The sequence below is a fragment of the Mycolicibacterium sp. 624 genome (genome assembly GCF_040548615.1).
In the GTDB taxonomy this organism is placed as follows: domain Bacteria; phylum Actinomycetota; class Actinomycetes; order Mycobacteriales; family Mycobacteriaceae; genus Mycobacterium.
Genome location: NZ_JBEPRZ010000004.1, coordinates 247,454 through 267,659 on the forward strand (window position 1 = coordinate 247,454; position 20,206 = coordinate 267,659).

The 20,206-nt window shown below is 67.0% G+C and carries 20 protein-coding genes; 4 read left to right on the forward strand and 16 right to left on the reverse strand.

The window, feature by feature from the left end:
- Both ABIA65_RS17700 and ABIA65_RS17705 read left to right on the forward strand, forming a co-directional pair.
- On the forward strand, positions 1-372 hold the full coding sequence (locus tag ABIA65_RS17700; RefSeq protein ID WP_354524378.1) for a DUF4345 family protein: 372 nt from the start codon (positions 1-3) through the stop codon (positions 370-372).
- A gap of 127 nt (positions 373-499) precedes the next feature.
- Positions 500-667 (forward strand): hypothetical protein, encoded by a 168-nt coding sequence (locus tag ABIA65_RS17705; protein WP_241400284.1) that lies wholly within the window; start codon positions 500-502, stop codon positions 665-667.
- 55 nt (positions 668-722) lie between these two features.
- Here ABIA65_RS17705 and ABIA65_RS17710 read toward each other — a convergent pair whose 3' ends face one another.
- Positions 723-1,838, reverse strand: a complete 1,116-nt coding sequence (locus ABIA65_RS17710; protein WP_241400283.1) for an Rv3169 family protein — start codon at positions 1,836-1,838, stop codon at positions 723-725.
- Complete coding sequence (locus tag ABIA65_RS17715) at positions 1,838-2,977, reverse strand: phosphotransferase family protein (protein ID WP_354524379.1); 1,140 nt, start codon at positions 2,975-2,977, stop codon at positions 1,838-1,840. Before ABIA65_RS17715 ends, ABIA65_RS17710 begins: the two co-directional genes overlap by 1 nt.
- Positions 2,978-3,018: 41 nt before the next feature.
- Here ABIA65_RS17715 and ABIA65_RS17720 point away from each other — a divergent pair, with 41 nt between their 5' ends.
- Together ABIA65_RS17720 and ABIA65_RS17725 are read left to right on the forward strand one after the other, a co-directional pair.
- Positions 3,019-3,648, forward strand: coding sequence for a TetR/AcrR family transcriptional regulator (locus ABIA65_RS17720; RefSeq protein WP_354524380.1), 630 nt, complete (start codon positions 3,019-3,021; stop codon positions 3,646-3,648).
- Positions 3,645-4,334 (forward strand): PIG-L deacetylase family protein, encoded by a 690-nt coding sequence (locus tag ABIA65_RS17725; protein ID WP_354524381.1) that lies wholly within the window; start codon positions 3,645-3,647, stop codon positions 4,332-4,334. The genes ABIA65_RS17720 and ABIA65_RS17725 overlap by 4 nt, the downstream gene beginning before the upstream one ends.
- Here ABIA65_RS17725 and ABIA65_RS17730 read toward each other — a convergent pair.
- From ABIA65_RS17730 to ABIA65_RS17795, 14 genes are read right to left on the reverse strand one after another with little or no spacing between them, the layout of a single operon-like run.
- On the reverse strand, positions 4,331-5,146 hold the full coding sequence (locus tag ABIA65_RS17730; protein ID WP_354524382.1) for an enoyl-CoA hydratase: 816 nt from the start codon (positions 5,144-5,146) through the stop codon (positions 4,331-4,333). The two genes, ABIA65_RS17725 and ABIA65_RS17730, sit on opposite strands and share 4 nt — an antisense overlap.
- A gap of 9 nt (positions 5,147-5,155) precedes the next feature.
- Positions 5,156-6,733: an NADH-quinone oxidoreductase subunit NuoN gene (gene nuoN / locus ABIA65_RS17735; RefSeq protein ID WP_354524383.1), complete on the reverse strand. Its 1,578-nt coding sequence runs from the start codon at positions 6,731-6,733 to the stop codon at positions 5,156-5,158.
- Positions 6,730-8,298: an NADH-quinone oxidoreductase subunit M gene (locus ABIA65_RS17740; protein WP_354524635.1), complete on the reverse strand. Its 1,569-nt coding sequence runs from the start codon at positions 8,296-8,298 to the stop codon at positions 6,730-6,732. Before ABIA65_RS17740 ends, nuoN begins: the two co-directional genes overlap by 4 nt.
- Positions 8,299-8,303: 5 nt before the next feature.
- Positions 8,304-10,190: an NADH-quinone oxidoreductase subunit L gene (gene nuoL / locus ABIA65_RS17745; protein ID WP_354524384.1), complete on the reverse strand. Its 1,887-nt coding sequence runs from the start codon at positions 10,188-10,190 to the stop codon at positions 8,304-8,306.
- 3 nt (positions 10,191-10,193) lie between these two features.
- Positions 10,194-10,493, reverse strand: coding sequence for an NADH-quinone oxidoreductase subunit NuoK (nuoK, locus tag ABIA65_RS17750; protein ID WP_241400276.1), 300 nt, complete (start codon positions 10,491-10,493; stop codon positions 10,194-10,196).
- 22 nt (positions 10,494-10,515) lie between these two features.
- Complete coding sequence (locus ABIA65_RS17755; RefSeq protein WP_371747132.1) at positions 10,516-11,238, reverse strand: NADH-quinone oxidoreductase subunit J; 723 nt, start codon at positions 11,236-11,238, stop codon at positions 10,516-10,518.
- Between the two features lie 17 nt (positions 11,239-11,255).
- Positions 11,256-11,810, reverse strand: a complete 555-nt coding sequence (nuoI, locus tag ABIA65_RS17760; RefSeq protein WP_241400274.1) for an NADH-quinone oxidoreductase subunit NuoI — start codon at positions 11,808-11,810, stop codon at positions 11,256-11,258.
- Positions 11,800-13,026: an NADH-quinone oxidoreductase subunit NuoH gene (gene nuoH / locus ABIA65_RS17765; protein WP_241400273.1), complete on the reverse strand. Its 1,227-nt coding sequence runs from the start codon at positions 13,024-13,026 to the stop codon at positions 11,800-11,802. Before nuoH ends, nuoI begins: the two co-directional genes overlap by 11 nt.
- Positions 13,023-15,404 carry an NADH-quinone oxidoreductase subunit G gene (locus ABIA65_RS17770; protein ID WP_354524385.1) on the reverse strand — a complete coding sequence of 794 codons (2,382 nt, stop codon included), beginning with the start codon at positions 15,402-15,404 and terminating at the stop codon, positions 13,023-13,025. Before ABIA65_RS17770 ends, nuoH begins: the two co-directional genes overlap by 4 nt.
- On the reverse strand, positions 15,401-16,747 hold the full coding sequence (gene nuoF / locus ABIA65_RS17775) for an NADH-quinone oxidoreductase subunit NuoF (protein WP_354524386.1): 1,347 nt from the start codon (positions 16,745-16,747) through the stop codon (positions 15,401-15,403). The genes ABIA65_RS17770 and nuoF overlap by 4 nt, the downstream gene beginning before the upstream one ends.
- Positions 16,747-17,589: an NADH-quinone oxidoreductase subunit NuoE gene (gene nuoE, locus ABIA65_RS17780; protein WP_354524387.1), complete on the reverse strand. Its 843-nt coding sequence runs from the start codon at positions 17,587-17,589 to the stop codon at positions 16,747-16,749. Before nuoE ends, nuoF begins: the two co-directional genes overlap by 1 nt.
- 28 nt (positions 17,590-17,617) lie before the next feature.
- Positions 17,618-18,934, reverse strand: a complete 1,317-nt coding sequence (nuoD, locus tag ABIA65_RS17785; RefSeq protein ID WP_241400270.1) for an NADH dehydrogenase (quinone) subunit D — start codon at positions 18,932-18,934, stop codon at positions 17,618-17,620.
- Positions 18,934-19,647, reverse strand: coding sequence for an NADH-quinone oxidoreductase subunit C (locus ABIA65_RS17790; protein WP_354524388.1), 714 nt, complete (start codon positions 19,645-19,647; stop codon positions 18,934-18,936). Before ABIA65_RS17790 ends, nuoD begins: the two co-directional genes overlap by 1 nt.
- Positions 19,644-20,201 carry a NuoB/complex I 20 kDa subunit family protein gene (locus tag ABIA65_RS17795; RefSeq protein ID WP_241400268.1) on the reverse strand — a complete coding sequence of 186 codons (558 nt, stop codon included), beginning with the start codon at positions 20,199-20,201 and terminating at the stop codon, positions 19,644-19,646. Before ABIA65_RS17795 ends, ABIA65_RS17790 begins: the two co-directional genes overlap by 4 nt.
- Positions 20,202-20,206: the final 5 nt, after the last annotated feature.

Genomic DNA, 20,206 nt, shown 5'->3' on the forward strand with positions numbered 1-20,206 from the left:
GTGACCGGCACCATCGTCGTAGTGGTCGTCGCTGTGTTGTTCCTCGGCATGGGTCTGTACGGATTGGCCGCGCCGGCGGCGTTGGTGCGGCCGTTCGGCACGGTACTGCCCGGACCCGCGTCACGGGCTGAGGTCCGCGCCGTCTACGGCGGCTTCGGGCTCGCCATCGCGGCGATCCTGACGCTGGCCGCGACACTCACGGGTGACGTGCGCGTGGGCATCGTGATCACCGTCGCCGCCGCGCTGGCCGGGATGGCGTTCGGGCGCATCGTGTCCGTGCTTCTCGGCGACCGGACGTCGTTCTATCCCAACTGGTTCTACTTCCTCGTCGAGGCGGTCGGCGCAGCGGTACTGGCGCTGACCGTGGCGTGAGGATTACCCCCGGCGCGGTTGATTCCTGCCAGCCGTCGGTCAATTGCTGCCAACGGAAATGGATCCCTTGACCTGCTAGTTCTACGTGTCAGACAACCGCAGAAGCAGTCAAGGAAGAGGGATCATCATGAAGAAGTTCGGATTCGCCAGCATCATTGCCACCGGTTTCGCCGCCGCTCTGTTGGGCTTGGCCGGCCCCGCCGCCGCCGACTCGACCCACCACGGCTGGATCCAGGACATCCAGCAGCAGGCCACCGTCGGTGCCGTCACCTCGACCGTCGGCAACGGACGCTGACCCACACGACAGAAGGGGCACCCGCGCCGCGCGGGTGCCCCTTCTGTCGTGTGAGCTACTCCGCGACGGTGAGCCAGTCGGCGAAGCCGGAGGGATCGTGACGGCCCAATGCGCCGTGCTCGAACAGACCCCATCCCTCGACGGGTGCCGCGGTGCCCTCGGTGCAGACGGCACGGCCGACGTGGTCGATCACGCCGAACGCGGTCCTGCCGATGACTGCCGGATCGGTCATGTCGTAGGTGAGCCGTTCGGTGAACTTCTCGCCCTTCCATACGCCGTGGATCCAGTCGGCGTCGCCGCCATAACCGCCGCCGACGTGGATCGGCACGGGCAGTTTGGATTCCACGTCGAACCGGACGGGGGTGCCGTCGAGGGCGGTGGCGTCGATGGTGGCGCCGGTCGGGATGCGAGTGCCGGATCGGTAGTGGATCTTGATCCTGGGCCAGCCGAGCTGCTCGACGCGGCCGTCCTTCCAGATCCGCGAGCAGTCGTTCAGTGAGCGGAAGCCGTTGGGCTCCTCCTGGATGATGAGGACCAGCGCGAAGTCGTCGAATGCCATCGGCACGTACAGCCACCACATGCCTTCGAACGGCGGGTCGGCGGGCCGGCCTGCCGGTTCGGCCTCACCGATCGGCCGGATGCCCCAGGACCGGTCGCGGGAGCCGACCCAGGTGGCAGGATCGACGTCGATACGCTCGCCGTCGATCTCCAGATAGCCACTCCAGGAACCCAATTGAGCGAACCGCTGGGCGTCTAGGGTCACCCGGGTGCCCTGACGCATCAGGTGTGGCTGCTCCTGCACCACGTCGAACAGTCCGTCCCAGGTGAGATCCGCTGCGACGCCCTCGGTTTCGTCGAGCACGATGCGCAGCTTCTTGAGCGGCTCGGTGACCTCGACCCGATAACCACCGACGTGCTGGTTGAGCCGGTCCTGATCGATCGCGTCGGACAGATGCACGGCCGTCTGCTCATTCCCGCGTCGTACCAGGAAGTACGCGTCCTTTACCCCGAGGTTGGGGTAGTAGCCGAGGCCGGTGATGACGAAGATGTCGCCGGTGCGGTCATGGGCGTTGAAATACGAGCGGTCGTAGAAGTTGCGGTCCGAGGATCCCGGCCAGGCGATCGGCTGCGGAAGCTGGTGGACGGGGAATTCGTCCATGGGGCCGAGCATCAGCTGTCCTCCTCGATCAGTCGCTTAAGCAGCGACACGTGATAGAACGCCGACTCCACATCCTCGGGTTTGTCCATCTCGCCGAACCGCACCCGGCGGGCGGTGGTGCGCATGAACACGCAACACCAGATCACGCCGGAGTAGATGTAGAACCAGCGCAGGTCGCCCAGCGTGGCGCCGGTCAACTTCTCATATGTCGCCCGGACGTCCTCCTCGCGCATGACATCAGGCAGGCCCGGCAGGCCGGCCAGCCCCGCGAGTTCCTGGAACACCATGTGCGCGAAGATGATCCATGAGACGTCAAGCTCGCGCGGTCCGACGGTCGCCATCTCCCAGTCGAGCACGGCGACGGGCCGGAAGTCTTCGTAGAGCACGTTGCCGATCCGTGAGTCGCCCCAGACCAGGACCGACGGCGAGGCAGCCACATCGGTGGGGAAGTTGTCCTCCAGCCAGGCCAGGGCGCGTTCCACGGTCGGTGAGCTGCCGATATCGGGCACCGCGAACTCGTACCAGTCCTTGAGCCAGCCGAAGTGCCGACGCAGCGCGGTGTCACCGGGCGGATCGACCTCGGACAGGAAGGCGAACGTCTGCTCGGCATTGGGGATCGAGTGGAGTTTGGCCAGCACCTCGACGGTCGAGTCCTGCAGCTCGCGGCGCTTCTCGGCGGGAGCGTCGGCGAACCAGTTGTCGCCGAATGTGTAGGGCATGACATCGGGCGGCACGACACCCGAGACCTTGTCCATGAGGAAGAACGGGGTGCCCAGGACCGCACCCTCGTCGTCGATCCAGCGGACGCGGGGGACCGGCACGTCGGTGAGCTCGCCGACGAGCCTGATCACCTCGAACTGATGGTCCATCCGGTAACTCGGGAAGACGGGGACGTCCTCGGTGGTGGGCGCGACTCGCGCCACCCAGTGCTCCTCAACTGGTTTGCCGTCCGCCTCCCACCGTCCGGTCAGGAGAATTGTCTCCGACGACATCCCGTTGGACTCGACGCCGCTCTCGATGGTCACGTCAGGTGTCACCTCGCCGGGAATGCAGGTGGACAGCCATTGCGACAGCACCGACGGGAGCACGCTGACGTCCCGGGATGAGCGATGCAAGCGGCTGACGTCTTCGACGGCCGGTTCATTGACCACAGTGTCGCCCTCTCAGAAATTACGATACGGTGAGTAGCGTTATGAAAGCAGACGCACCTGCGGATGACAAGACCCGCGGCCGCGATGAGCAGAGGCAAATCCCGACTGCGGGCCGCCCACGCGACCCTCGGATCGACGCTGCCATAGTTGCCGCCACGACGGACCTTCTCGTCGAAATCGGTTATGCCAACCTCACGATGGCCGCGGTCGCCGAGCGGGCCGGAACCACCAAGACCGCGCTCTACCGTCGGTGGTCGAGCAAGGCCGAACTGGTGCACGAGGCGGCCTTCCCGATCGCGCCGTCGGCACTGGCAATGCCCGAGGGTGACATCGCCGGCGATGTGCGAGCCATGATCTCCGCCGCCCGCGACGTGTTCATCAGCCCCGTGGTGCGCGCGGCGCTACCGGGTCTGATCGCCGACATGGCGGCCGACTCCGATCTCAACGCCCGTGTCATGAGCCGCTTCGTCGGCCTGTTCGAGGTCGTGCGGGATCGCCTGCGCCACGCCGTGGAGCGCGGGGAGGTGCACGCCGACGTCGACCCCGAGCGGCTCATCGAGATCATTGGCGGCGCGACGATGCTGCGGCTTCTGTTGCAGCCCGACCGTGCACTCGACGAGGCTTGGGTCGATCAGACCACGGCCATCGTCATCCATGGAGTACTCGCATGAGCCTGCAGCCATTTCCCTCCGACTGGCACTCCGCGTTGGTCCTCGTTCCGCACCCCGACGATCCCGAGTACGGCACCGGTGCCGCCGTCGCGAAGTGGACCGCGCAGGGCCGCACGGTCACCTACGCCCTGGCCACCAGGGGTGAGCGGGGTATCGAGGGCATGCCGCCCGAGCAGGCGGGCCCGTTGCGTGAGGGTGAGCAGATCCGATCGGCCGCCGTCGTCGGCGTCGACGACGTGCGGTTCTGGGACTTCCCCGACAGCGACGTCCGCAATACCGCCGCACTGCGTGCCCGCATCACCGAGACCATCACCGAGTGCGTGCCCGACGTCGTGATCACCATCTACAGCGGGCCGCAGTGGGCGCCGGGATTACCGAATCAGCGCGATCACATCGAGTTCGCCAACGCCGTCGTCGACGCGTACGACGCCATCGGCGCCGAGCAGCCGGCCAAGCCGCGGTGGCTGTTCGAGCACGGTCCGGATGGCACCCACGGTGAGACGGTCGACGGCTTCGTCGAGGTCGCGGTCGCATCGCTGACCGCGCATGAGACCTACCTGACGGTGCTGGACCCCGACACGCCGGTCGTCGAGCAGGCACGCGTCCAGGTCGATATGTCCACGGCGCCGCACCCGGACTTCGGTGGCCGACCGACGGTGGAGTTCATCCTGCGGCGCCAGGCCTAAGTCGCGTCGTCGCTTGACGCCGTATCGAGCTGCGAGCTCGACGCCGCGGTGAGCTGCGACTTGTTGCGTGCCGAGACCTCGCCGAAGCGATCACCCAGACCTGCGAGGTCGTGTTCCTGGGACCCTGCGATATCGCGCTCGGCGGCGAGTGCCGGATCGACAGCCGCCGACGTGCCACGTACGTAGATCTCCTTGAGGCCCAACATGATCGGGCCGGGAACCTCCGCGACGTGACCCGCTAGTTCGATGGCCCGCGTTATCAGGTCAGCGTGGGCGACCACCTCGGTGACCAGCCCGATGCGCTCGGCGTGCGCGGCGCTGACCACCTCGCCGGTCATCGACAGGCGACGTGCCATCGCCGCGCCGACGACCTGCGGCAGCCGCGCGGTCATCCCGCCACCGGGCAGGATTCCGACCCGGGCGTGGGTGTCGGCGAATACCGCACGCTCCGAGGCGATCAGGAAGTCACAACCCAGCGCCAGCTCCAGACCTCCCGTGAACGTCGCCCCATTGATGGCGCCGATGATGGGCGTGCGCATCTCGGCGACGGCGGTAATGCAGCTGCGCGACTTGAACTCCTCGAAGTACTTCATCCCGTCGCGGGCCGCCTCCTTGAGGTCGACACCCGCACAGAACGCGGGGTCGGTACCCGTGAGCACGACGGCGCACACCGATTCGTCGGCGTCGGCCTCCTTGAGCGCGGCATACAGGGCGCGGATCAGGTCGCGGTTGAGCGCATTTCGCGCGTCCGGCCGGTTCAGGGTCAGCGTGCGCACCGGTCCGTGGTCGGTGCGGATAACCGAATCGCTCATGTCCGGACGCTAGCGGACGAACTCGGCGGCGCTGTTGGCCAGGTCCAGCAGCGGCTGGGGCAGCGCGCCGAGGGCCAGCGTGATGGCCGCGGACAACGTCACCGTCGCCATACTCAACGCACTCGGCACCACCACGGTGGGCGGATCCTCGGGCGGCTCGGTGAAGAACATCAGCACGATGACGCGCACGTAGAAGTAGGCGGCCACCGCGCTGGCACAGACACCGACGATCACCAGCGGCACCGCACCGCCCTCGGCGGCGGCCTTGAACACCGCGAACTTGCTGACGAAACCACTTGTCAGTGGGATGCCGGCGAAGGCCAGCAGGAACAGCGAGAACACCACGCCCACCAGCGGATGACGCCGCCCGAGACCGGCCCAGCGCAACATGTCGGTCTCCTCCTCGTCGTGGGAGTTGCGCACGAGGCTGACGACCGCGAACGCGCCGAGCGTGCTGAAGCCGTAGGCCGCGAGGTAGAAGAGGGTGGCCGACAATCCGCTGTCGTTCAAGGCGATGACGCCGGTCAAGACGAATCCGGCATGCGACACCGATGAGTACGCCAGCATCCGCTTGACGTTGTTCTGGGACACGGCGGCCACGGTGCCCACCACCATGGTGAGGATCGCGATGGCCCACATCAGGGGCCGCCAGTCGTCCTCCAGCCCGGGCAGCGCGACGTAGAAGATCCGCAGCATCGCACCGAATGCGGCAATCTTCGTGGCGGCGGCCATGAACGCGGTGACGGGTGTGGGCGCACCCTGATAGACATCGGGAATCCACGAATGGAACGGGACGGCACCGACTTTGAACAGCACACCGACCGAGAGCAAGCCCACGCCGACCAGCGCGAGGGCGGTGTTGTCGGGGTTCGTCGCGACCGCGTCGTTGATACCGCGCAGGCTCAACCCACCGGAGTAGCCGTACAGCAGCGCTATGCCGTAGAGGAAGAACGCCGAGGAGAACGCACCCAGCAGGAAGTACTTGAGTGCGGCCTCCTGAGACAGGAGTCGGCGTCGTCGCGCCATCCCGCACAGCAGGTACAGCGGCAACGAGAAGACCTCAAGCGCGATGAACATCGTGAGGAGGTCCTCGCAGGCGCCGAACAGCATCATGCCGCTCAGCGCGAACATCGTCAGCGGGAAGACCTCAGTCTGTGCCACACCGGCTTTGGTGGCGAGCTTCTCGGCGACGCTGCCCGGCACGGTCGATGCCTGCGGGGTGAACGCGTCCAGGCCCGTCGCCCCGTCATCCGCATCGACCTCGGAGGCGATCCTGCGTTCGGCGATCAGCAGCGTGCCGAGGATGCCAACCGCCAGCAGGGTGCCCTGCAGGAACAGTGTCGGCTTGTCGATGGCGACGGCGCCCATGACCGTTGTCTGGCCGGCAGAGGCGCCGAGGTCGATCCACTCCTTGCCCACGGCGATCAGCGCGGCAATCTGTGCGCCGACGGCGACCACGAGTTGCACCGGGTAGCGCATGCGGCGGGGCAGGAACGCCTCGACCAGCACGCCGACGATGGCCGCGCCGAGCACGATGAGCATCGGCGAGACCAGACCGTACTCGACCGTCGGTGGGGTCAGGGTCATTCCGCTGCTCCTTCCCTGAGTCCGCCATCCGCCACGCGTGGCACGGGGTCCTGCTGATCGATCGTGGTCAACGTGTGGTTCACCGCCGGGTTGATCACGTCAAGCGCGAGCTTCGGATAGATCCCGAGCACCAGCAGAATCGCGATCAGCGGGGTGACCACCAGCAGCTCGCGGGGGACCAGGTCATGCAGCTTCTCGTTGCCGTCGGTGACGGGCCCGGTCATCATCCGCTGATACGCCCACAGGATGTAGATGGCCGACAGCACCAGCGCCAATGCCGCGAACACCGCGAAGGCGGGATAGGCGGTGAATGTGCCGATCAGCACCAGGAACTCGCTGATGAACGGCGCCAGGCCCGGTAGTGACAGCGTGGCCAGGCCGGCGACGAGGAACGTGCCAGCCAGCACTGGCGCCACTCTCTGGACGCCGCCGTAGGCGGCGATGGCTCGGGTTCCCCTGCGCGACACCAGGAATCCCGCGATGAGGAACAGCGCGGCGGTCGATATGCCGTGGTTGACCATGTACAACGTCGAGCCGGACTGGCCCTGGCTGTTCATCACGAAGATGCCGAGGATGATGAACCCGAAGTGCGATATCGACGTGTAGGCGATCAGTCGCATCACATCGGTCTGGCCGATCGCGACGACGGCACCGTAGATGATGCCGATCACCGCGAGCGTGATGATCAGGGGCCGGAACGTCATCGATGCGTCGGGGAACAGCTGCAGGCAGTACCGCAGCATGCCGAACGTGCCGACCTTGTCGACCACCGCCATCATCAGCACGGCGGTCGCGGGTGTGGACTCCACCGCCGCGTCGGGCAACCAGCGGTGGAACGGCCACAGCGGTGCCTTGACGGCGAAGGCGAACATGAAGCCGAGGAAGAGCGCGTTGAGCACGGTGGGGCTGATGCCGAGTTCACCACTGGAGACGGCGGCCACGATGGCGCGGAAGTCGAACGTGCCCGCGTCGAACGCACCGCTGGTCGCGGTCGCCACGTACAACCCGATGACCGCGGCCAGCATGATCAGGCCGCCGAAGAGGTTGTACAGCAGGAACTTCACCGCTGCCCTCGATCGGCCCTGTGCGGCCCCGGCGCCGAATCCGCCGATGAGGAAGTACAGCGGGATGAGCATCGCCTCGAAGAACACGTAGAACAGCAGCACGTCCAACGCTGTCAGCGAGATCAGCACCATGCCCTCGACGGCCAGCGTCAACGCCATGTACGTGTGCGCCGAACGGGGCTGATCACCGCTGTCGTTCCAGCCCGCGATGATGAGCAGCGGCACCAGCACCGCGGTCAACACGACCAGTGCCAGAGCGATCCCGTCCAGGCCCAGGATGTAACCCGTGCCGAACGAGGGGATCCACTCGTGGTCCTCGACGAACTGGTACTGCGCGCCCGCGGGGTCGAACTCGACCGCCAGCAGCGCGGCGACGACGAGGACCACCAGCGAGAAGCCCAGCGCCGCGTACTTCGCGAGATGCCGTGCGGCCGAGGGCAACAGCATCACCACGGCCGCGCCGATCATCGGCACAGCCCACAACACGGTCAGCCACGGCATGCCGGTCACCAGACCCTCACCGCCAGAATCGCGGCCACCACGACGGCGGCGCCGGCGAACATCGACAGGGCGTAGGAGCGGGCGTAACCGGTCTGCAGCAGACCCAACCGGCGCGAGGCGCCGCCCACCACCGCGCCGAGGCCCCGCGAGACACCGTCGATGGCGTCATCGTCGATCTCGACGAGCCCCGCGGTGACGTGCTGGCCAGGGCGCATCAACACGTCCTCGTTGAACGCGTCACCGTAGAGATCGTTGCGCGCGGCGACGGTGAGCGCGGAGACGTCCTCGGGCGCGGTCTCGGGGATCGGGCGGGTGGCGTACATGCGGTAGGCGATGCCGACGCCGATCGCGACCACCGACAGCGTGATGATCGTCATCACCCACACCGGGACCGCGTGGTGTACCTCCTGGCTGCCCACGACGGGTTCCAGCCAGTGCTCGAGGGTTCCGCCGATGGCCAGCAGTGCACCCGCCCCCACCGAGCCGATGGCCAAGACCACCATGGGGCCCGTCATCACGCCCGGTGACTCGTGCGGATGCACGGTGGGGTCCTTCCAGCGCCTCTCCCCGAAGAACGTCATCAGCATCACCCGCGTCATGTAGAAGGCCGTGATGCCCGCGCCCAGCAGGGCGGCGCCACCGAGCAGCAGGCCCCGGACTCCGCCTGCGGCGAAGGCGGTTTCGATGATGGCGTCCTTGGAGAAGAACCCGGCGAACGGCGGCACACCGATGATGGCGAGGTAGCCGAGCCCGAATGTCACGAACGTTATCGGCATGAACGTGCGCAGCCCGCCGTACCGGCGCATGTCGGTCTCGTCGTTCGTACCGTGCATCACCGAACCCGCACCGAGGAACAATCCGGCCTTGAAGAAGCCGTGGGTCAGCAGGTGCATGATCGCGATCGCGTAGCCCGCGGGCCCGAGGCCTGCCGCCATCACCATGTAGCCGATCTGGCTCATGGTCGAGGCGGCAAGCGCCTTCTTGATGTCGTCCTTGGCGCACCCGATGATCGCGCCGAACAGCAGCGTCACCGCGCCCACGATCACCACGCCCGTGCGTGCGTCGGGCGCCAGGTCGTAGATCGGTCCCGACCGCACGATCAGATACACACCGGCGGTGACCATCGTGGCCGCGTGGATCAGCGCCGACACCGGGGTCGGGCCCTCCATGGCGTCGCCGAGCCACGACTGCAGCGGCACCTGCGCCGACTTCCCGCACGCCGCCAACAGCAGGAGCAGGCCGATCGCGGTGAGCGTGCCCTGGCTCATCTCATTCGCGGCGCCGAACACGCCCTCGTACGAGACACTTCCGACCTCGGTGAACATCACCATAAGCGCCAACGCGAGGCCGATGTCTCCGACGCGGTTGACGACGAACGCCTTCTTCGCGGCCGCCGCGGCCGACGGCTTGAACGACCAGAACCCGATCAGCAGATACGACGCCAGGCCGACGCCCTCCCAGCCGACGTAGAGGCCGAGGAAGTTGTCGGCGAGCACCAGCAGCAGCATCGCGGCCACGAACAGGTTGAGGTAGCCGAAGAACCGCCGGCGTTCGGCGTCCTCCTTCATGTAGCCGACCGAGTACACGTGGATCAGCGAGCCGACACCGGTGATCAGCAGCACGAAGCACACCGAGAGTTGATCGAGTTGCAGGCCGAAGTCCACTTGTAGTTGCGCGACCGGAACCCAGGAGAACAGCGTCTCGTGCAGCACCCGGTCGTCTGCGCCGCGGTTGAGCAGATCGATGAACAGCACGACACCCACGGCGAACGACGCGATCACGGTGAGGCAGCCGAGTATGTGTCCCCACGCGTTGGTGGCCCGCCCACCGAGTAACAGGACCGCCGCACCGGCCAGTGGGAGCGCGATCAGAAGCCACACGGGAAGTGTCATGCCCTAGTTCCTCAGGAGGTTCGCCGCGTCGACCGAGGCTGACCGCCTCGCCCGGAAGATGGACATGATGATCGCCAGACCCACCACCACCTCGCACGCGGCAACCACCATCGTGAAGAACGCCACCACCTGCCCGTCGAGGTGACCGTGCATGCGGGAGAACGTGACGAACGCCAGGTTGCACGCATTCAGCATCAGCTCGACGCACATGAACATGACGATCGCATTGCGCCGCAACAGCACTCCCGCGCCGCCGATGGTGAACAACAGCGCCGAGAGATACAGGTAGTTCGCTGGATTCATTCTGCTCCTCGCGTCCGCGGATTCACCGCGTCCCGCTCCTCGGCTCCAGGATCGCGCTCACCGACAACTCAGAGTCCGACCCGTCGGGCAGTCGGGCGGCGACGTCGACGGCGTTGTGTCGGGCGTAGACACCGGGATTGGGCATGGGTGTGGGGTGGCCGCCCTCGGCGAAGCGCTCGATGGACATCTCGCGTTGCGTCTTGCGGCGCTCGATCCGCTCGCGGTGGGCCAGGACCATCGCGCCGAGTGCAGCGGTGATCAGCAGTGCGCTGGTCAACTCGAACGCCCACAGGTACCGCACGAAGATCAGCGCGGCCAGGCCCTCCACGTTGCCGCCCGCATTCGCCTGGGCCAGGCCCGTGAATCCAGCGGTGCTGACGTTGCCGATGCCGGCGATCAGCAGCAGGCCGAACGCGATCCCCACCGCGATGCCGGCAAGACGTTGGCCGCGAATGGTTTCCACCAGCGAGTCAGACGAGTCGACGCCGATCAGCATGAGCACGAAGAGAAACAGCATCATCACCGCACCGGTGTAGACGACGATCTGGACGACGCCGAGGAACACCGCATCCTGCGCGATATAGAGCACGGCCAGGATGATCATCGTCGACGCCAGGAAGATCGCTGAGTACACGGCCTTCGGCGCGGCAACCATGGCGATCGCACCGACCACGGCGAGCGTACCCAGCGTCCAGAACAGCACGGCCTCGCCGGTGGAGGTGCGGTAGGCCGCATCGGCGGCCATGGCGACGAGTTCGGTTGTCACCGAATCGGTTCCTTCGGTGCGATCTTCAGACCATCCGATGTGACGTTTCCGCGGTAATAGTCCTCATCGGTGCTGCCCTCGGCCATCGCGTGGGGCGGTGGCGTCATCTCGGGTTGCAGCGGGGCGAGCAGTTTGTCCTTGCCGTAGATCAGGTCGGCCCGGTTGTCGTCGGCCATTTCGTAGTCGTTGGTCATGGTGAGCGCCCGTGTCGGGCACGCCTCGATGCACAACCCGCAGCCGATACAGCGCAGGTAGTTGATCTGGTACACCCGGCCGTAACGCTCACCCGGCGAGAACCGTTGCTCATCGGTGTTGTCGGCGCCCTCGACGAATATCGCGTCGGCCGGACACGCCCAGGCGCACAGTTCACAGCCGATGCACTTCTCCAGGCCGTCCTCATACCGGTTCAGCTGGTGGCGTCCGTGATAGTTCGCCGCGGTCGCGCCCGGTTTCTCCGGATACTGCTCGGTGATCGGTTTGTGGAACATCGTCTTGAAGGTGACGCCGAAACCGGCGAGCGCATCGACGAAGTTGGGCTTGTCAACCGGCATGGGTGACCTCCTTGGTGGGGAGCGGGGGTGTCGGGAACGCGCCGGTGTCAGCCGCCGGGCCCGGGTCATGGTGGGTCTGTCTGCGGCGCAGGACCTTCGACAGGTAGGCCAACAGGCCAACACCAACCACCGCGCTGGCGATGACGAGGGCGACCGCCCACCCGTCGTAGCCCTCGACGCGCAGCGTCCGGACGATCGCCACTGTCATGATCCACGCCAGCGAGATGGGAATCAGGACCTTCCATCCCATGTTCATGAACTGGTCGTAGCGCATGCGTGGCAGCGTCGCGCGCAGCCACATGAAGATGAACATGAACACCCACACCTTGCCGACGAACCACAGCAGTGGCCACCAGCCACTGTTGGCGCCGTCGATCATGCTCAGCGGCCACGGTGCCTGCCAGCCGCCGAGGAACAGCGTGGCGGCCAGCGCCGAGACGGTGGTCATGTTGACGTACTCGGCGAGCATGAACATCGCGAACTTCAGTGACGAGTACTCGGTGTGGAAGCCGCCGACGAGTTCGCCCTCGGCCTCGGGAAGGTCGAACGGCGCCCGGTTCGTCTCGCCGACCATCGACGTGACGTAGATGAGGAACGAGGGCAGCAGCAGGAACACGTACCAGAGGCCCTGCTGGCTGGCGACGATCTCCGAGGTGGACATGGTGCCGGAGTAGAGGAACACCGCGGCGAAGGACAGCGCCATCGCGATCTCATAGGAGATCACCTGCGCCGTCGAGCGCAGGCCGCCCAACAGCGGATACGTCGACCCTGATGCCCAGCCCGCCAGAATGATTCCGTAGACGCCGATCGAGGTCACCGCCAACACGTAGAGGACGGCGACTGGAAGGTCGGTCAACTGCAGCGGGGTCTGGTGGCCGAAAACGCTGACCATGCCGCCCATCGGAATGACGGCGAAGGCCATGATCGCGGGGATCACCGCGATCACCGGTGCCATCAGATAGATCGGCTTGTCGACACCCGCGGGGATCAGACCCTCTTTGAGGGCCAGCTTGACGCCGTCGGCCAGGCTCTGCAGCAACCCGAACGGGCCGACGCGGTTGGGGCCGTACCGCATCTGCATGCGGCCCAGCACCTTCCGTTCGACGAGGATCGCCACCAGGACTGTCAGCAGGCAGAACACGAAGATGCCAAGAGCCTTCGCCAGCACCAACCACCAGGGGTCGTGGCCGAACGAACTCAGGTCGGGATACGTCACGCCGATCCACCTCCGCGTGCGATCCCCACGACGGAACCGGTGGGCGAGTCCAACGCACCCAGCGGAAGCCAGACAACTCGGTCGGGCATATCAGGGGTGATGGCCAGCGGCAGTGTTGCCGCTTCGCCGACGGTCACCAGATCACCGTCGACAGCGCCGACCTCGGCTGCGGTGGCCGAGGACAGGTGCACCAGCGCCGGCCGTGCGGTTCCGGCGAGATGAGGCTCGCCGTCCTGCAGCCTGCCCCGACGGGGGCCGGGGTCCAACAACATCCGCCAGCCCGCCAGTACCGCGGTGCCCGCGGCGGGGCGCGCAGGCTCGGGTGCGGGCACCTGCGGTGCCGTGGCGGGTGCGCCCTGCCACGGTCCGAGGCGCGCGAGCTCGTCGCGCACCGCGGCGGCGTCGCGCAGGCCGAGGTCGACTCCCACCTCGTCGGCGAGTGCGGCCAGCACCCGCATGTCCGCGGTGGCGTTCGGGGGCAGCGCGGGCTCGAACGTGCGGGGCCGGCCCTCCCAGTTGACGAACGCGCCCGCCTTCTCCGTCACGGGGGCGACGGGGAACACGACGTCGGCGCGATCGGTGACCGCACTCCTGCGCAGTTCGAGACTGACCACGAACGGCGCGGCGTCGACTGCCGCGACGGCGGCATCCCGATCGGGGAGGTCGTCGAGGTCGACACCCCCAACCAGCAGTGCCTGCAACGTCCCGGCAGAGGCGGCAGCGAGGATGCCCGCGGTGTCGCGTCCGTCCGCGTCGGGCAGGCTCGCCACGTTCCAGCCAGTGGCCGTCTCGGCGCGTGCGAGGGGGTCGGCCAGGGGCCTGCCGCCCGGTAGAAGGTTGGGCGCGGCACCGGCTTCCAGCGCACCGCGGTCACCGGCGCGCCTCGGCACCCAGCCCAGCCGGGCACCCGTCGCGTCGGCGAGACGAAGGGCCGCCGAGTATGCGCCGGGCGCGGATGCCAGTCGCTCGCCGACCAGGATTATCGTGCCCGGTACGAGTTCCTCGCCGAGTGCGTCCAGGGCGTCCGCCTCACCGCCGGGCGGCGTCGCGATCAGACGACCGCCCATCTTCTCCAGGCCGCGCGTGCGGAACGGCGCGATCGCCGACACCGGCAGTCCGCGCTTGCGGTGCGCCTTGCGCAACCGCAGGAAGACGATCGGCGACTCCTCCTCCGGCTCGAGGCCAGCCAGCAGGACGGCGGGCGCGGACTCGAGGTCGGCGTAGGTGACCGCCATCGGCCGGCCCGCGACCGCGGCGGCCAGGAACTGCGCCTCCTCCTCGGAGTGCGCGCGGATGCGGAAGTCGATGTCGTTGGTGCCGAGCACGATACGGGCGAACTTGGCGTAGGCGTAGGCGTCCTCGACGGTGCTGCGCCCACCAACCAGGACACCGGTTCTCGCGCCGGCCGCCATCAGACCGCGGACCGCGACCGCGACGGCCTCCGACCACGAGGCCGGACGCTGGCTGCCGTCGGCGTCGCGGATCAGGGGAGTGGCGATCCGGTCACCCTGCGTGGCATAGGTGAACGCCCAGCGGCCCTTGTCGCAGTTCCACTCCTCGTTCACCTCGGGGTCGTCACCGGCGAGCCGGCGCAACACCTTTCCGCGGCGATGGTCGGTGCGCTGTGCACAGCCGGACGCGCAGTGCTCGCACACACTCGGCGAGGACACCAGGTCGAACGGCCGGGCGCGGAATCGGTAGGCGGTACCGGTCAGCGCGCCGACCGGACAGATCTGCACCGTGTTGCCGGAGAAGTACGAGTCGAACGGGGTGTCTGAGGCGATGCCGACCTGTTGTAGCGCACCACGTTCCAGAAGTTCGATGAACGGGTCGCCGGCGATTTGGTTCGAGAATCGGGTACACCGCGCGCAGAGCACACAGCGCTCGCGGTCCAGCAGCACCTGCGCCGAGAGATTGATGGGCTTGGGGAACGTGCGTTTGACGTCGGTGAACCTCGAGTCGGCCTGCCCGTTGGACATGGCCTGGTTCTGCAGTGGGCACTCGCCGCCCTTGTCGCAGACCGGGCAGTCCAGCGGATGGTTGATGAGCAGCAGTTCCATCACACCGTGTTGAGCCTTGTCCGCCGCCTCCGACGTCAGCTGCGTGCGCACCACCATGTCGGGGGTGACGGTGATGGTGCACGACGCCATGGGCTTGCGCTGACCCTCCACCTCCACCAGACACTGGCGGCAGGCTCCGACGGGGTCGAGCAGGGGGTGGTCACAGAAGCGCGGGATCTGGATGCCCATCAACTCGGCGGCCCGAATCACCAACGTGCCCTTGGGCACGCTGATCGGATGGTCATCGATGGTGAGCGACACCATCTCCTCGCTGACCTTGCCGGTCGTCGCCTCGGCCTTGTTCTCCGCGGTTGTCACACCCCAGCTCCTTCCGGCACTTCGAGCATCGACGCGTATGGGTCGAACGGGCACCCACCGTCGAGATGGGCGAGGTACTCGTCGCGGAAGTGCTTGACCGACGACAGGATCGGGCTGGCCGCACCGTCACCGAGCGCGCAGAACGACTTGCCGTTGATCGCGTCGGAGATGTCGAGGAGCTTGTCGATATCGGCCTGCCCGCCGGACCCCTCCTCAAGCCGCGCATAGATCTGAGCCAGCCAGTAGGTGCCCTCGCGGCACGGTGTGCACTTACCGCACGACTCGTGGGCGTAGAACTGGGTCCAGCGCCGGACAGCACGCACCACGCAGGTGGTCTCGTCGAAGATCTGCAGCGCCTTGGTGCCCAGCATCGACCCGGCCTTGGCCACGTTCTCGTAATCGAGTGGCACGTCGAGATGTTCGGCGGTCAGCAGCGGTGTGGACGACCCCCCGGGGGTCCAGAACTTCAGTTCGTGCCCGGCCCGGATACCGCCCGCACAGTCCAGCAGCTCGCGCAGTGTGACACCCAGCGGCGCCTCGTACTGGCCGGGCCGGGTGACGTGGCCCGACAGCGAGTACAGCGTGAACCCCGGCGACTTCTCCGACCCCATCGACTTGAACCAGTCGACGCCGCCGCGCACGACGGCGGGCACGCTGGCGATGGACTCGACGTTGTTGACCACCGTCGGGCAGGCGTAGAGGCCCGCGACGGCGGGAAATGGTGGCCGCAGCCGTGGCTGGCCCCGCCTGCCCTCCAGTGAGTCGAGCAGTGCGGTCTCCTCACCGCAGATGTAGGCGCCCGCACCGGCGTGCACGATGAGGTCGACGTCGAAGCCCGACCCGCCTACGTTCTTGCCGAGGTACCCGGCGTCGTATGCCTCGGCGACGGCGACCTGCAACCGTCGCAGCACCGGAACCACCTCGCCGCGAACGTAGATGAACGCGTGCCGTGCCCGGATCGCGTAGGCGGCGATGATCGCGCCCTCGATCAGCACGTGCGGTGTCGCCATCATCAGTGGCATGTCCTTGCACGTCCCGGGCTCGGACTCATCGGCATTGATCACCAGGTAGTGCGGCTTGGCCCCGGCGCCCTCATCACCCTGTGCCTTCTGGTCGCTCCGCGGGCTCCGCTCCTGCGGGATGAAGGACCACTTCTGCCCGGTCGGAAAGCCTGCGCCGCCGCGGCCGCGCAGACCGGAGTCCTTCACCAGGACGATGACGTCATCGGGTGCCATCGACAGTGCCTTGTCGAGCGCCTGGTAACCATCGTGGCGCCGGTAGGTGTCCAGCGTCCAAGACGATGGCTGATCCCAGTAACTGCTGAGGACGGGGGTCAGGGTCACTACGACTGTCCGTTCGTCGGGGGCACGTTGGCCGACGGCGCGGGTGCCGGCTCATTGCGAAGCGTCTCCCGTGTGATCCGCTCGTCATCGGGACCGGCTGCGACGGCGCCGGTTTCGCCGATGGCCGGGGCCGACATGTCGCGCTGCCGTGCCACCTCAAGGCCCGCCAACGTGGCCGCACCCGGCGCACCGTCATTGGCGCCCGGCCGCTCGTCGGGGAACCCGGCCAGAATCCTTGCCGTCTGACGGAACGTGCACAGTGGCGCACCCCGGGTCGGCCGCACCGGGGTGTCCGAGCGCAGATCGTCGACGAGATCCCGTGCCGACGAAGGTGTCTGGTTGTCGAAGAACTCCCAGTTGACCATCACCACCGGGGCGTAGTCGCACGCGGCGTTGCACTCGATGTGCTCCAGGGTGACCTTGCCGTCCGCGGTGGTCTGGCCGGCATGTACGCCCAGGTGATACTCGAGGACCTCCAGTATCGCGTCACCGCCCATCACGGCGCACAGCGTGTTGGTGCACACTCCGACCAGATACTCGCCGGTGGGGGTACGCCGGTACATCGAGTAGAACGTCGCGACGGCGGTGACCTCCGCGGCGCTGAGATCCAATTGTGCAGCACAGAAGGTGATTCCGGCGGGGGTGAGGTAGCCGTCCTCGGACTGGACCAGGTGCAGTAGCGGTAGCAGGGCTGATCGGTCCTCGGGGTAGCGGGCGATGATCTGCGCCGCGTCCGCAGCCAGCCGCGCCGCGACGTCGGCCGGATAGGCCTGCGTGCCACCACCGATCGGCGGTCCGGCCTCGTCGGGTCGTTGCCCAAGCCGAAGTTCCACTGCGGTCATGGCCGTCTCCTCTTCGCGCAAGCGCTCATCAGCGGTCCACCCCGCCCATCACCGGGTCTATCGACGCCACGGCCGCGATGGCGTCGGCGACCATGCCGCCCTCGCACATCGCCGCCACCGCCTGCAGATTCGTGAACGAGGGATCGCGGTAGTGCACCCGGTAGGGACGGGTGCCGCCATCGCTGACCATGTGCACTCCGAGCTCGCCGCGCGGGGACTCGACGGCGACGTACACCTGGCCTGCCGGTACGCGAATGCCCTCGGTGACGAGTTTGAAGTGGTGTATCAGTGCCTCCATCGAGGAGCCCATGATCTTGGCGATGTGATCGGGGGAGTTGCCCAATCCGTCGGGGCCCAGTTTCAGATCGGCGGGCCAGGCCAGCTTCTTGTCGGTGATCATCACTGGCCCCGGCGTGAGCCGGTCCATGCACTGCTCGACAATCTTGATCGACTCGCGCATCTCGCGGACCCGGATCATGTACCGGCCGTAGGAGTCGCACTCGTCGGTGGTGATGACGTCGAACTCGTAGTTCTCGTAGCCGCAGTAGGGCTGGGCGCGGCGCAGATCGTGCGGCAACCCCGTGGAGCGCAGCACGGGTCCGGTGATGCCCAGCGCCATGCACCCCGTCAGGTCGAGGTAGCCGATGCCGACGGTGCGGGCCTTCCAGATGTAGTTCTCGTTGAGCAGGTTCTCCATGTCCCGCAGACGTTTCGGCAACAACACCATCAGTTCCCGCAGCTGCGGGATCGCCTCGTCGGGTAGGTCCGAGGCCAGGCCGCCGGGCCTGATGTAGGCGTGGTTCATCCGCAGTCCGGTGATGGTCTCGAAGACCGATAGCACCAACTCGCGTTCACGGAACCCGAAGAACATCGCCGACATCGAGCCGAGTTCCATACCACCGGTGGCCAGTGCCACCAGGTGACTGGATATCCGATTGAGTTCCATGAGTAGGACGCGGATGACGTTGGCACGCTCGGGGATGTCGTCGGTCACGCCCAGCAGCTTCTCGACGCCGAGGCAGTAGGCCGTCTCGTTGAAGAACGGCGACAGATAGTCCATCCGCGTCACGAACGTCACGCCCTGGGTCCAGTTCCGGTATTCGAGGTTCTTTTCGATCCCGGTGTGTAGGTAACCGATTCCGCACCGGGCCTCGGTGATGGTCTCGCCCTCGATCTCCAGGATCAGTCGCAGCACGCCATGGGTGGACGGGTGCTGCGGACCCATGTTGACCACGATGCGCTCACCGGCCACCGAGGCTTCCCGGGCTGCGGCGACAACGTCCTGCCAGTCCTCTCCGCCGACCGTGACGACTGTCTCGCCGCGGTCTGTGTCGTGTGTGGTCATCAGTTGTAGGCCCTCCGCTCGTCGGGCGGGGGTATCTCGGCGCCGTGGTACTCCACCGGGATTCCGCCCAACGGATAGTCCTTGCGTTGCGGGTGTCCGACCCAGTCGTCGGGCATCTCGATTCGGGTCAGCGCCGGGTGGCCGTCGAAGACGATGCCGAAGAAGTCGTAGGTCTCTCGTTCGTGCCAATCGGTGGTGGGGTACACCGAGTACAGCGACGGAATGTGCGGGTCCGAGTCGGGCGCGGCCACCTCGATGCGGATCCGGCGGTTGTGCGTGATGGACATCAACGGGTACACCGCGTGGAGTTCGCGATCGGTGTCACTCGGGTAGTGCACGCCCGAAACGCCGAGGCATAGTTCGAATCTCAGTGCGGGATCGTTGCGCAGTGTGCGCGCGACGGCGACGAGGTGCTCGCGCCGCACCTCGAGGGTGAGTTCGTCGCGGAACACGACAACCCGCTCGACGGCAGCCGCGAAGGTGTCGCCACCGAGCGCTGCAGCGAGCCCGTCAACCACCTCGTCGAAGTAGCCGCCGTAGGGCCGAGGGGAACTGCCGGGCAGTGAGATCTCCCTGACGAGCCTGCCGTAGCCCGACGTGTCACCGCTGCCGCTCACGCCGAACATGCCTCGGCGCGTGTCGATCACCTCGCGCCCCGCGGCGTCGCGGCTGCCGGTGCCAGTGCCGTTGGTAGTGCCGTTCGACTCGGTCATGGCCGCAGCAACCCCGTGAACTCGATGGTCGGCCGGGAGGCGAGCGCGGCCTGCTCTGCGGCCGCGATGGCCTCGGCCCGGTTGACGCCCAGCGGCATCTCGGCGATCTTGGCGTGCAGCATGAGGATGGCGTTCATCAGCATCTCCGGGCGTGGTGGGCAGCCCGGCAGGTAGATGTCGACCGGCACCACGTGGTCGACGCCCTGCACGACGGCGTAGTTGTTGAACATGCCGCCTGATGATGCGCAGACACCCATCGCGAGAACCCATTTGGGCTCGGCCATCTGGTCGTACACCTGCCGCAGCACCGGCGCCATCTTCTGGCTGACACGGCCCGCGACGATCATGAGGTCGGCTTGGCGGGGGGTGGCGGAGAAGCGCTCCATACCGAACCGTGCGATGTCGAATCTGGGCCCCGCGGTGGCCATCATCTCGATGGCGCAGCACGCCAGGCCGAAGGTGGCGGGCCATAGTGACCCCTTGCGTACGTAGCCGGCGACCTTCTCGACGGTCGACAGCAGGATCCCGCCCGGCAGGCGTTCTTCGAGTCCCATCCAGA

What these genes read in the sequence shown, in the direction of transcription:
- nuoE (WP_354524387.1), bottom strand. Translation starts at nt 17,589, where the DNA reads ATGACCGCAGTGGAACTTCGGCTTGGGCAACGACCCGACGAGGCCGGA.
- ABIA65_RS17740 (WP_354524635.1), bottom strand. Translation starts at nt 8,298, where the DNA reads ATGCCGTGGCTGACCGTGTTGTGGGCTGTGCCGATGATCGGCGCGGCC.
- nuoN (WP_354524383.1), bottom strand. Translation starts at nt 6,733, where the DNA reads ATGACCCTGACCCCACCGACGGTCGAGTACGGTCTGGTCTCGCCGATG.
- ABIA65_RS17790 (WP_354524388.1), bottom strand. Translation starts at nt 19,647, where the DNA reads ATGACCGAGTCGAACGGCACTACCAACGGCACTGGCACCGGCAGCCGC.
- ABIA65_RS17730 (WP_354524382.1), bottom strand. Translation starts at nt 5,146, where the DNA reads ATGAGCGATTCGGTTATCCGCACCGACCACGGACCGGTGCGCACGCTG.
- ABIA65_RS17705 (WP_241400284.1), top strand. Translation starts at nt 500, where the DNA reads ATGAAGAAGTTCGGATTCGCCAGCATCATTGCCACCGGTTTCGCCGCC.
- nuoD (WP_241400270.1), bottom strand. Translation starts at nt 18,934, where the DNA reads ATGACCACACACGACACAGACCGCGGCGAGACAGTCGTCACGGTCGGC.
- ABIA65_RS17710 (WP_241400283.1), bottom strand. Translation starts at nt 1,838, where the DNA reads ATGCTCGGCCCCATGGACGAATTCCCCGTCCACCAGCTTCCGCAGCCG.
- nuoL (WP_354524384.1), bottom strand. Translation starts at nt 10,190, where the DNA reads ATGACACTTCCCGTGTGGCTTCTGATCGCGCTCCCACTGGCCGGTGCG.
- ABIA65_RS17795 (WP_241400268.1), bottom strand. Translation starts at nt 20,201, where the DNA reads ATGGGACTCGAAGAACGCCTGCCGGGCGGGATCCTGCTGTCGACCGTC.
- ABIA65_RS17720 (WP_354524380.1), top strand. Translation starts at nt 3,019, where the DNA reads ATGAAAGCAGACGCACCTGCGGATGACAAGACCCGCGGCCGCGATGAG.
- ABIA65_RS17725 (WP_354524381.1), top strand. Translation starts at nt 3,645, where the DNA reads ATGAGCCTGCAGCCATTTCCCTCCGACTGGCACTCCGCGTTGGTCCTC.
- ABIA65_RS17755 (WP_371747132.1), bottom strand. Translation starts at nt 11,238, where the DNA reads ATGGCCGCCGATGCGGCCTACCGCACCTCCACCGGCGAGGCCGTGCTG.
- nuoI (WP_241400274.1), bottom strand. Translation starts at nt 11,810, where the DNA reads ATGCCGGTTGACAAGCCCAACTTCGTCGATGCGCTCGCCGGTTTCGGC.
- nuoK (WP_241400276.1), bottom strand. Translation starts at nt 10,493, where the DNA reads ATGAATCCAGCGAACTACCTGTATCTCTCGGCGCTGTTGTTCACCATC.